Below are 13183 nucleotides of genomic sequence, written 5' to 3'. Positions count from 1 at the left end.
TTCATTGTTCATCTATTTATTCAGTTGCTCCAGCATCCTCAATAGTACGGTTACCGCTTCGGCTCTGGTCGTTTTGGCATCGGATTTGAATTCATTTGCTCCTGAACCCTTCATGATGCCAATCTTCCCAATGACCGCAACCGCGCCCTTCGCCCATAACGGGATGGTCTGGTCGTCCGCGAAGCCGGTGACGGCATTCTCATCGATAGATAGCTTTAGCGTTCTTGCAACCATGACTGCCATTTCGCTGCGAGCAATCGTTGCATCCGGACGGAAGGTACCGTCGTCATAGCCGCTAATGATGCCTAATTGGACGGCTTGCGCGATCGCCTTCTTTGCCCAGTCTCCGATCTTAGCCGCATCGGTGAACGTCAATGCCGCTTCATCTCCGGCTGGCTTCAAAGCATTCATCAGCATGACCGCGAACTCCGCACGAGTCACAGTGGAATCCGGCTTAAAATTACCATCCGGATAACCCGTAACGATTCCGCTGCTGACCGCTTGCTTGATGCTCGCCTCAGCCCAGTGTCCCTTAATGTCATTTAGGTCAACGATCTCTTCGACAGCCCCGCCCACGGCCATGACAGCGAACTTCGTAAAGTGATCGACCTCTGCGGAAATATGATTGCCGTTGACGACACCCCCGATTTCCACCCATACTTTCTTGGTTTCGTCATAGTAGAACACAGCCGGCTTTTGATCATTTTTTAATAGCGCGGGATCGAAAACAAAGGTCAACGTTACCGACTTGCTGAAATTGCCCGATACGCTTTTCAATATCTCAAAGATCGGGCTTGCCAGAACTTCATCCTGTGTGAGAAGCGCCTTCGTGTCCAGTACTTTAGTGATCGTTACTTGCAATTCTTGGTTTGTTGCGCCAGCCGGAATGGATACCTTCACAGCACCATCCAAACTAACCTCACCTTTGGTTTCGATTGGAAGCGTCAATGTACCGTCGGTGGAGATGATAGGCGCTTGGATGGTGGGCTTGCTTCCGCCACCCGATGGCCCAGCAGGTGCTGCTTTTACGGCAATCGTTGCTGATCCGGATTTGCTTGTATCGAAGGTTGATGTTGCCGAAATGGTATAGTTGCCTGGCACCGCGTTTGCGGCAACCGTCACGAAACCATTCGCGTCAACGGCTATGTTCGAGTTATCGCTGCTTGTCCAAGTTACGGTTCGCGGTGCTCCGCCCACGACGGATACGGCAGCTGTCAGTTGCTGATTTGCTCCCTGAACGACTGTAGCTGTTGCCGGACTTACAGTTACGCTGGTTACAGATCCTACATTTAACTTCGACGTTGCCAGAGAAGCCAGAGCGCTTGTCGTTGCCGCTGTTCGAACTTGCAAAATGTCATTCGGAAATGCCGATACGTCAATCGATGCCGTTCCCGCCGCAATCAGGGCTGTCACGGCTTGCCAGGTTGCGCCGCCGTCTCTGCTGTATTCCATCGTTAGGTCAGCGCCTACAAGTTTCACGGCAGCCTGCCCACCGGACAAGTTCGCTGACACACCGCTTGGCGCTCCCGCTGCAGTCGCTACGTGAATCGCTGTTGTGGAGGCGCTAGCCAATTCGCCGACGGTCGCTTTCACGCGTACTTTTACCGCTTCTCCGCCAACAAAAGCGCGTGACGTGTGAGGTGCCGTTGCATTCGCCCATGTTGCGCCGTTGTCCGTGCTATATTCTTGCAGCGCGGTAGTTCCCGTTATTTGGTTAGCCGACACGTCGACTTCTATGCCGCTCGGCGCACCTGCCGCACTAGCGATAGACGCCACGAGGCGATAATTCGCCGGATGATCCGCTTCGCGAACATATAATTGGCCAGCCTCGAAAGCTACATCTGTATTCGTATCGCTTGCGCCGGGCCACGTTCCATCGGTTCCGTCCGTTGAATCCAAGCTATATTCCATAGCCTCCGACGTACCGGTGATTTGTCCGCCCAATACGTTAATGCCTACATCGGATAAGTTAAGGATGACCTTAACCGTTGCCGTTCCTATTTTCCCGGTATCCGCGGTTGATGTTGCCGTAATGACGTAGTCGCCTGCCGCTGCATCCGAGGCAACCGTCACCAAGCCGTCCGCATCAACGGATACATTCGAGTGATCGCTGCTTGTCCAGGTTACGTCTTGAGCGGCTCCGCCCGCCGTTACCACAACGGCAGTCAACTGATTCGTTTCTCCCGCAGCCACGATCGAAGCGGATGGACTTACGCTTACGCTGATTACGGCTGACGGTACCGCTGACTTAAGGTAGGGAAAGCCATTATTATAGGAAGAATTCATCCCCCACGCCCCTGTGCCTTCTGAAAAATCAAATCCGACATACGTAAAATGCTGCTTCATGGCTTCGGTTGTTACGTACGTACCAAGACCATTATCGACAGGGATGTCGTAATAGCTGTTGTTGATTGTTGATCTAACCTCGGCACCTACTAAACCGCCCATCCCCCAACCATCGGATACGCTCCCCGTCGCGTAGCTGGTAATAATGTAGCCCTGATTCAGGCCAACCAAACCGCCTATCGTGTCATTACCTCTCCCGCTTCCCGATGCATAGCTGTCTTTGATCATCCCATTCCCATAGTTCCAGCCAACCAAGCCCCCGATATAACTGCCTCCCGACAAGCTCCCCTGAGCGTGGCTGCTGCTGATTCTTCCATCATTTGAACCCACGAGTCCGCCAGCACCGCGCGTATTGGCTGTGACCTCAGCTGCGGCATAGCTGTTGCTGATCGGAGCGTAATTGTAATTCATACCGACCATTCCGCCTACGCTGCTCACGCCGGTGACGGTTCCCGTGACGCTGCTGTTGCTAATAACGCCTTCGTTAGATCCAACCAATCCGCCTACATTCGTATTCGCGTTAATCGAGACGTCTTCCAGTTTCATATTCGTAATAACGGCATACACGCTGGTACTACCGAATAAACCGACGAAATTACGGCTGGGCATGTTAATCGTTAAATTTCGAACCGTATAGCCGTTGCCGTCCAAAGAACCTTCGAAAACCTGCGTATTCGGATCGCCAATCGGCATCCAGCCCTCGCCCGAGGAGTAGCCGCTCAAATCAATATCTTCTGTCAGCTTATAATAATCGCCGATTCCCATTTCGTCCCTGATCTTAAAGAGCTGATCTGCGGTCGCAATCTCATAAGGACTGCTTTCCGTCCCTTCCCCGAATCGGATGCTATCGATAACCAGGGCCTGACCGTAAGGAACCGCGGAGCTATCTTCGAACGCCTCGGCCTCGATTCGGATCATGTTCTCCGATCCGACTAACGCTTGCTCGAATTGAATGGAGAACGTACTTGATGAAGCCGCAGCCGTTACATCCGAGACGATATCGTTCGTACCCAGCGGCGAAAAGGTTTCCTCCCCCGTCTTCTGTACGGTAATTTTGCTTCTCAAATCTTCTACCGTGCCCGCCTGTGCCGCATAAACACTGAATGTAACCGTAACGGTCCTATGATCTCCGCTGCCGTTTGCGGTCACACTGCTATCCAACTGCAAGTCGCGAATATCGCAGGTTTTTACGGTGCCTACCGCGGGATCCGTCACCGACAATCCCGTCGCGGAACAAGTCACATCGCCGGTAATGATTTTCGTCACATAGCGGGTATCCGCTCCGAATCGCAGCTCTTTCGTCCCGGAAGGGGAGCACGTTTCTCCTTCATCCGCGCAGTGCGTCCAATCGCTGCCTGCGTCTGCCGACGCAGGCAACGTAAATAAAGACGATATCAAAGAAAATACCATCAAGCCCAATAGGATTCGAACCGTAAATTCTTTTATTAGCCTTTTCGGTGAACCGGACCATCTCATCCTAACCATCATTCCTCTCGCTTCTCATCTGTTCTACTAGATAGATTTATTATAAAAACCGCCAATGAAAGAAAAATAAAAGAATAGCAAGAAATAAAGAAGAAGCCAGGGATCACTCCCTGGCTTCTTCTCTAAATCGCTTAGTGTAATTGCGTATAGATTCGATACAAGATAACTGCTGCTTCTGCGCGTGTCAGGTTGCCCTTCGGATTCAAGTTGTTGTTGCTGTTTCCTTGGAGTAAACCGACGCTAAGCAGATAAGCCAAGCCTTCTCTTGCATAGGACGCTGTCTTTGCACCGTCCTTGAAATCGTCGATTGACTTGGACGATACGTTCGGCAGCTTGTTATGCAATTGATCAAGTGCACGCTTAATGATTACGGAAATATCTTCTCTGCTGATTTCCGTATCAGGCGAGAACTTGTTGCCGCCAACGCCCTTAACGATGCCTAGAGCGCGGCCGATTCCAAGCTCCTTGTAATAAGGCGAGCTTGCATCCACGTCAGCAAAGTTGTCGGTGAATGCAGCGTCCAGCTCAAGGAGTCTGATCAATTGCGCGAGGAATTCCCCTCTGCTGATTGCAGTCTTTGGATCGAAGGTCGTTGCCGACGTACCTTCAATTACGCCTCTAGCCGCCAACGCTTCGATTTCCTTGGCTGCCCAAGCTACACGCGACAAGTCGCTGAACTTAGGCGCTTCGTATACGACTGCATACTGGCTAAAGTGCGAAGTTCGGAACACAATTTGGCCAGTTGCGCTGTCATATCTGCCATTAGGAACAGGCGTTGCGTTGCCTTCGCCGTCTACGTACCAGACAACAAGCTGATCGGCATTTTGTTTCTCCGATGCCGTCGGTGTATACGGCACCATGATTGTAACCGGCGCTTCGGTATTGCTCCACGCGACTACTTTGTTGTCGAACATGACCAACAGATCCAATGCCGGGTGATCGCCAATCTCATCGATAAGCTGTTGACTCCATCCGCTCTTATCCGCTTGGCGAACAACGATGGTTACGGTTTGGCCGGCGCCTTGCAATTGAGCTGCATTCAACATCGCGCCGGACACGACAACCGAGCCAAACGGTGTTTCGATAACGACAGATTTATCGGAGTCTCCCTTGAACCAGGAGGTCGGAAGCCCTAATGCGTAACCCTTCGCATTCTCGATGCCGGATAATTTCACTTTAATCCGTTTCGAATCTCCCGTTGCCCGTCCGAATGCATTCTCAAGCTCGGTTTGGGTCAAAATGGTTTGCGCAAGATTGGACGAGTCATTCATCGTTGGCGTCGCGCTAACCGTTACGTTTCCGCTGCTATCTACACTAATTGTAGTTGACGGTACCGAACCGTTGCCTGAATTGCTCGGATTTTTCGGAATAGCCGTATACTGCGCTACAACGTTCAAATCCGACTTCACATTCGTGAATGCGACGCTCCATCCCGTGAAATTGTACCCCGTGCGCGACGGCTGCGTCGGAGCGGTCGCATCCTGTCCATGATTCACCGTTTCCGTCTTCAGGACCGTTCCATTCCAATCCTTGAATGTGACGGTATAGGACACGGCGATCGCATCGATCTGGTTCTGAAGATTCGTCTTTGCTTCGCCGGCTGCCATAATAGCAACAAAGTTGCGAGCCATGGCGATATCGGCAGCTAGTTCAGACGCGACAGCCTTCGAAACGGCAGCCGTTGCCGATGCTTCAAGCCTTTCGTTGTATTCGCCCTCGCTTAACAGATACAAATCCGTAAACAAGCTTGAATTTTTCAAGTGTCCGGCTATCACTTCGAATGTCGCTCTGGAACCGTCCGATTCATTCGAGCCGTCCGACTCGTTGAGCATCGTCGATATTCCGATTCTTCCGTTCGCAAGCTCCGTTGCAGGATTATTAAGAACCGTATTAAAAGGAATTTTCAAATCGTAAATCGTCGTTTTGGCAACTTCATCTCTCGTCACCTTTGCCACGATATCCGTTACCGGAGCCGTCGGCGCATTGCCTCCCGTAGGACGAGTCCAAGGGAATACGACAACTTGGTTATCGTTGGTGAGCGTGAAGCCCAATTCATTGCGCGTCGTACTGTTGTTTACAGGGTTGCGCAAATCGATGCCTAACTGCAAGCTGTCCTCTCTCCAAATATTCACGCCGGACTGGTTATTGTAGTGCACGTCGTCTGTAACGACAATGTACGCATACAGGTTACTGTCGTCCCACGCGAAATGCGATTGCGCGCTGAGGTCTTGCGGACCATCCCACGTCCCCATCGTTACATAATCCTCGGTGTCCATTGCAAATGCCGGAGTTGCGGCATTTTTCGCCGGATTTTCCGAGCCGACAGAGCTCACCTTTTCAGCGTAAGCTGCGTCATATTTGGCCGTATAGGTGTAGACATTTCCGTCTTCGAGACGGAGCTCGAAGGTCATTAGACCTGCAACATAATCCGGTAAATCGACGGTTACGGATTCGCCTGCCGCAAGCGCGTCGAATGCGACCGGCGTAAAATCATCCCCATAAACCGCCGGGGAAACGATGGACAACGTCCCAGGCGCAGAAGCTCTGCCTCCGACATTATACTTGAAGCTGATTTGTTGTTGATCGCCGTTGTCGGTTAGGTTAAATACGAACGGCTCCGCCAGCAAATCCGATCCGTAAATGCCGTACGGATTGCCCGCCGGGGTGCTGTTTCTCAGCCCGGATGCGTAATAGTTGTTGCTAAGCTCTATCGACGTGCCGCTATCACGCAGCATCGCATACACATTAGTATTCTGACCGTCTTTGGACGGCTGGAAATAAGAAGAGTATACATGCGCTTGGCCGCCTTGTACGTCGATACCCGGATTGTTGCCCGGCAGCTGAGTAAAGTTAGCTTGCTGGATACGAACGATACCGTTATTTACGATCGCTCCCGCCACGGTCGGGCTTCCCCAGAACGCGCTGTTGTATAGGACAAGCTCGGCGTCAGGGTGGATTTTAGCAGTATTCGCAACATCGCCCATTCGGACATACGCTCTGTTCGGCTCCGTCGCGATGTTCGTATTCACCAATTCCGAGTTGATCGCGATAATTTGGGTATGTTGGTCCGCGTCTTCCACATAAAGAGCGTACGTGGTTCCGTCCGAACCGTGACCGATCATCGTCATTTTGCCCGGGAATGCGAATTCGCCGTTCCCCAAATCTCTCTTCAGGAAGTGGATGCCGTATACCGAACCGAACACGAAATTGTTGAAAATCGTCTGGTCCTCCACATCGGAGAACTTGAGCGCGCTCATGTATCTTTGCACGAATCCGTACAGATCGCCGGAAGGCGCCGTGTAGCCTTGACCTCCTGGAAGACGCAAGGCGTAATGCGGATTGAATTGCATGTTTCTAATAAATCCGCCTTCCGCTCCGCCGCCGACCCAGATGCCTGCTCTGAGGAGCGTGCCGCCCAAATAATCGACATAGTGACCGTCGGTGCGATAGGATGCAAGGTCGATGCCTTTATCGCCTATCGGGATCGTTAAGTTGATGGCATATACGCCTGCACCTTGCCCCTGTACCAAAAACGGCGTTTTCAGCGTTTGGTCAGGATTATCGAGATTGACGCTAGTGATGTTCGCTTGCGTAAGGTTAAGGCCTCTGATACCTGCGTTCGCCTTAAGCTGGATGAGAGAAGGACCGTTCTCTCCCTGAGCGCCGCCGGTGTAAGCCGTGAATATCGCCGTGCCGCCGCCTTGCGTATGATGCTGTACGTCCCATGTTCCTCTGAGTTCAACGCCCTCGGGAACGATAACAGGATTGTTCAGTCTGTATCTTCCGCCTGGCAGATAGATCGTGCCGCCGTCGTAGTTATCTTTGATATAGTCAAGAGCTTCCTGCAATCTTGCGGATATATCCACGGTCGGCGCGTTGCCTGTCAACGAGCGCGGGAAGTCAAGTCTAAGCACGGCGTCTGATGCCGGTCTCGGATGTACGTCGATATCTGTTTTTACGTCTTTCGGAATAGGTTCAAATAGATAATCAACGTCATTCACGAGCTGTACGGTCGTGTTGCTGCCGTCAGCCTTAACGTCAAGATCAAGGCCATCGATGTGAGCGGCAAGATCGGCGCTCTCGATGTTAAGGTTGTAACCGGAGTTGACCGATTTGAACGTTCCGAAGTTGGCTCCGAGCTTGGCATGTTTGTCAGCTTGTTTGAAGTTGCTCTGACTGACCAGTGCGTTGCCACGGTTAAGGAAGTTCAGCGCATAATCGTCATACTCGTCGAATGTACTATCCTCGAACGATATCACTCCGCCTCTGGCGTTGCTTACGATTGGACCTTTGAAGTCCACGCCGTTGAATTGAACGGAAGTGTTGAAGCGTTCGTCGAACTGTACGGCAGTATCGCCGCCGAATTCCGAATTCGAGATCAGTAGACCGAAGCCGTTAACGTTGTCAATATACATGCCTGTTTGACTGTCTTCGATCTTCACTCCGTAGAACTGCGCGTTCGGAGCTTCGTCGCCGCCGGGTTCTCTTCCGATCCACATCCCCGTTTTGTATCCGGAAATGTTCAATCCCGAAACGTATTCCCAGTCGGAGCGGTGCATCATGAAGCCGGTAGCGTTCGCTCTTGTGTAATTTCTCACTTCGGATAGCGTCGGTGCGCCTTCAAGTCCCGAGTTCGCCCAGTATTTCGGGTTCATGTTCACGTCCTCGATACGTCCGATATCCGTACAGGTGTGAACGACGATGCCCTTGTAGAGAGCCGTCATATTGCTGTTCACCACATAATGCATTTCGCTCGGCAGGGAAATGAAGCCTCCCCAAGCGTTGACTAGCGTAACGTTATCAAGCGTCGCGCTGTTGCCGGTTCTCTGATAGAACGTCCACGGATACGGAATTCCTTTGATATCCTCGAATTCCCCTGTCTTCTGACCGTCTTCGTTCCTCTTCTCAACCGTGGTCGTAGCCGTAATATCCTGATTCGGATACCATACGGAAAGGTTCGTTACGCCCGTGCCCTGCTCCATGTCTATGAAGCGATCCGACACGTTGGCTACTTTTTTGCCGCCTGTCTGATTTTCTCGCTCGTCAGAGTCGACGTACGTGTCATAGTTGGCGGAATTATGTCCGGCATATACGGCGAGAATCGTTCCGTCGATTTGACCGTCGTAATCCTCCGCGTCCGGGTTATCCCATTCGCCGCGGAGCTGTACGCCCGCACGCAAATTCAATACTTGCTTATATTCGTAGGTTGCATTGCCGGTCGTGCTCTTCACGCTTATCGTGCCTGTCGTTTCCGAATAGAACGCATACGTTCCTGCCGGAATGTAGACGACGCCGCCGCCGTCATTATAAGCCGCGTCAATCGCCGCCTGGAAAGCCTCTCTGTTATCGAAATTAACTAAGCCTTCCGTATCTGCCATCTCTACGGACTTCGCGCCGAAAGCGATAACGTTAAAGTCGGAGATCGCCCAATCCTTTGCATCGTTTTCCTGAGCGATTGCCTCTCTCATATGTTTCGCGTAATCATAGCGATTCGGAACGGTAAGTACAAATGACTTAGTCTGGGTTACCGGATCGGCTACCGGACCTCTCTTGATCGTTGCCGTAAGCGTTACGTTACCGCCGCCGTCCGGACGGTTCGTCGGTATGACGCCTGCAGCGGTGATGAGAGTAGCAGCGGACGTCTCCCATGTAATATCCGTCATATTGTCGCCCATGGACGGAAGAACTAAGTTCGTCGTTACATTATCCTCGGAAGCATTCACGCCTCTGATTAAACCCCATGTCAGCTTGTTCACCATAGCATTCACCGCATCCTCGTCGGTTCCGGTACCTGTTCCGCGAACGACGATCGTAAAGGTTTTTACAACCGGTGCTGCCGTACCTTTGCTTATTGTCGCCGTGAGGGTTACGGCTTCATTGGCTTGTTGACGAGCTACTGTGCCGGTGTCGCTATTAATGACCGTCTCATTAGTAGACGTCCACGCAATGTGCGTTCTCGCCGAACCCGCCTCGGCAAGCGTCAAATCCGTTTCAACCAGATCTTGTCTCGTATTGGCGCCCTTGATCGCGTCCCAAGTCAGCGCGTCCGAAGCAAGCTGGACCGCTTGATCATCCGTTGGAGGAATTTCGGTTATGCGAATGCTCTGAATGATGGCTCCGGCCGTACCGATACGGAGGTGCGCTCCTTGATTCTGTGCTCCGATCGCAAAGTTAGCTCCGTTAAGCGCAACTTTGGAAGTTACCCAAGCGTTGCCGCTTCCTGTCGCCGGGATACTCGCTGAGCGATAAGCTTCGAACCCGGAGAAGTTGCCGGCATAGATCGTGTTATACTGCAACGAAATACCGCTGGCTGCGCTCGGTCTCCAGTATTTGACCTCTAATTCGACCATGTTGGCCAGCTTAAGCTGAGGGTCGTCCGCAATGACGTATATGAAGCTGCCAACCCTAACAGCATTTACGCCGTCTTGCGTCACTCGCTCCACCGCGCTGCCGTCACCGGTGAGGCTAATGCCGATGCCATCGCCTTGAAGGCCTGGATACGGTCCAGCCGGATCGCCGCCGTCGCCGAACCCGCTTCCGATTTCATCAACTTCTTCAAAGCTTGCGGCATTGTTGAAATCAATGAACACTTCAGCAAGCTCGTTAGTCGTACTGGCTACTGTCAGAACGAAAGCTTTAGTAACCGGTGCTGCAGCACCTTTGGTAATGGTCGCCGTAAGGGTTACTGCTTGATCTTCGTCTGCGTCACGGGTTACATCGCCCGTTGTCGTATTAATGATACCTGTCGGTGCAGCCGACCATGCGATAGCCGTACCATTTGCGCCTGTTGTCGGCAGAGTCAACGCCGTTCTTACTTCGGATTGAATCGCATTCGAATTTCTGATCGTGTCCCAAGTCAGCTTCGTTTTCGCATCCGCTATCGCTTGATCGTCGTCCAGATGCTCCACTTTCACTCTCGTATGCGTTCCCGCAAAAGGATATTGCGTATTTTGAGCCGTACGCGCGAAAGTGTAGTAAGTGTTGCCTGCGGGTTTGGTGAATGCCGCGGAATACACGCCTGCACTTAGCGTCCCCGTCGTCCAATCGCCGACTGCAGGAGCGCTGCCGGTGGTGTTGATCGCGAACTGCACAGCTTGACCGTTCGCCGGCGCTGCTGACGATACGGTAACGTTATTCGATACCTCAACAGATGCAGGGATAGGTCTCGGCGAATCCACGTTATTCTGGAAACGCGGGTTCTTCACATAGATGTCGCCTTGAGGCACGGCAGCCCATTGCATTTGCAATCGCCCTGACTCTACCGTGTTCAAAGTAACGGGATTGAAGCCATTCGGAGAATTTGCCGTCGATAATTGCGCATAGACCGTCATCCATTCATTGACATGTCCATTTCTCATTTCGCTGACATTCAGGTTAAGACGCGAATTGGTATCCAGATTGTTACCGCCGGACGCGATAGCGACCCAGTTGTTGCCGCTGAAATTCAGAAGGTCCGCATGCGTAACGAACATATCAAATACCAAAAATTGATTCGCGTAACCTAATAAATCCTGGTTGCCGCCGCTATTAATAAAGCGGGCATCCCACAGCCGTTCAGCGCCTGCGCCGATTTTCCCAGCGCCCAGCTTAACCGCGTTATTTCCGTCCGGCGCAACCGCGTTGTTCGTTCCCTCTTCTATATTAGGGAAATACGTCGCAGCCAGAGCGTTTATCGCCGCCGGCACGGCTTTCACAGTCACAGTAATCGATTTCGTAGCACTTGCTGTACCCTTGGTTATAGTCGCCGTGAGTACGACGGTTTTGTCTGCTTCTCTATTCAATAGACGATTTACGCTTCCGGTGCTGCTTATCGCCGCATTGTCCGAAGACCATGCTACGTTCGTCGTTCCTATAGCCGTCGGAAGGATAAGCTGTGATTTGACATCGGTATTCGAAGTATTGCTGCCTTTTATCGTATCCCATGCCAGAGACGCCGCCGCGTCATCTACCAATGTTTGTTCGTCAATAGACGTTACCGTAATTCTGGAAGATGGACCGATGAAGTTGTAATTGCTGTCAGCTTTCGCGCGAGCGAATACATAGTAGGTATCTGCTGTAGGCAATGAGGCGAATTGATGCGTATACACGTCATCGATATTAACGCCATCCACCCAACCGGATGCTGGAGCGATACCATTTTCGCTAATTGCGAATTCCACAGCTTGGCCGCTAGCAGGTGCGTCCGCCGTTACGGTTCGCGTTGCTACGTCAAGCGAGGGAACCGTTGAAGGGGAACCCGGAACGCCTAACGCGCTTTTCTGGAAACGCGGGTTTTTGATGAAAACAGGGGTGCTAGGGACACTCGTATCCCATTGCAGATGCATGGCCAATCTGTTTACTTGGTTTAGCCAGGCGTCATTGAAGCTGCCGGCTACGGTGCTTGACGAAGACAACTTCGTATAGACCGTCGCCCAAGTGCCCACCTCTCCGTTCGTGACACCGCTTATATCAAGCTGGAGACGAGAATTGGTATTAAAGTCATTATTACCGTCGCTCACGATGACGAGCCAGTTGTTTCCTTGCATATTTTTGAAGCTCGCACTCGGAATATACATCTCGAACGCGAGGTAGCCGTCTTTGTAGGCGGATACATCTCTTAGAGGCGCCACATTCGGCGTGAAGAGATTATCCCAAGGACCTCCGGCCTTCGAGGTTCCGGTGTTTAAACTCCACGCTGTCTGTCCGTCCGGCGCAACGGTTTCTGTCGCCGTATTTCCATCCGCGCCCGCATTTACGGTCAAGAGAGTTAAGTCATCTCCCCATGCCGCACTGACCGTTCTAGGCGGAGAAAACAAAGTAAGTAGCATCGCTGTCACAAGTAAAGATGCTAATAACCGTCTTTTTATCATGCTTAAATTTCCTCCATGCATTAAGTAATTAGGTTTTGAAGAGATCCCATAACTCTAACCTCTATACGATTAGCGCAACAATTCATAATGATTGAACCCCTCATGTGTGGCCTGTCAACACTTTCCCGCTTGTATGCCCGCCACCGCATCACCTCTACTCTTCCGTATGTAAAATATTTAAAAAAGCGCATCCGTCCACAATCGATCCGATGTTAGCGTTTTCACGAGCTCAAAAAAATAACAGGATTCAAAGAGCGATAAGCGTACGTGCAATAACGTAATCTCACTACTTCTTCTTATCCTGCAATCATTTCCCGATCACACTCTGTAAATATGTGGACTGATATTATCATACGAGTGTTGCAATAGAGTTCCAATGAGGCAGTCTTATCCTTTACGGGGGCAATATTACCTTCATGAACTTTGAGTGCGAATTTGCAAAAAGGGAGAACGTATTGGCTTGGAGAAAGTCGAGGCTCTGACATGCTTGCTCTTCGCTAGTG

At 51.6% G+C, this 13183-nt stretch carries 2 protein-coding genes; both read right to left on the bottom strand.

Annotation, left to right across the window (positions count from 1 at the left end; genetic code table 11):
- Window positions 1-12 precede the first annotated feature (12 nt).
- Window positions 13-3756, bottom strand: coding sequence for an S-layer homology domain-containing protein (locus tag V8F51_RS19330; protein WP_337102028.1), 3744 nt, complete (start codon window positions 3754-3756; stop codon window positions 13-15).
- Between the two features lie 206 nt (window positions 3757-3962).
- Entirely contained in the window at window positions 3963-12680 is an 8718-nt protein-coding gene (locus V8F51_RS19325; protein ID WP_337102027.1) for an immunoglobulin-like domain-containing protein, read from the bottom strand.
- Window positions 12681-13183: the final 503 nt, after the last annotated feature.

The organism is Paenibacillus sp. YIM B09110 (assembly GCF_037167145.1).
Lineage (GTDB): Bacteria > Bacillota > Bacilli > Paenibacillales > Paenibacillaceae > Pristimantibacillus.
This window is presented reverse-complemented; position numbering and strand designations above follow the sequence as displayed.

Bases quoted from the DNA above. Each gene is read 5' to 3' on its own strand.
- V8F51_RS19325 (WP_337102027.1), bottom strand. From the start codon at position 12,680: ATGATAAAAAGACGGTTATTAGCATCTTTACTTGTGACAGCGATGCTA.
- V8F51_RS19330 (WP_337102028.1), bottom strand. From the start codon at position 3,756: ATGGTATTTTCTTTGATATCGTCTTTATTTACGTTGCCTGCGTCGGCA.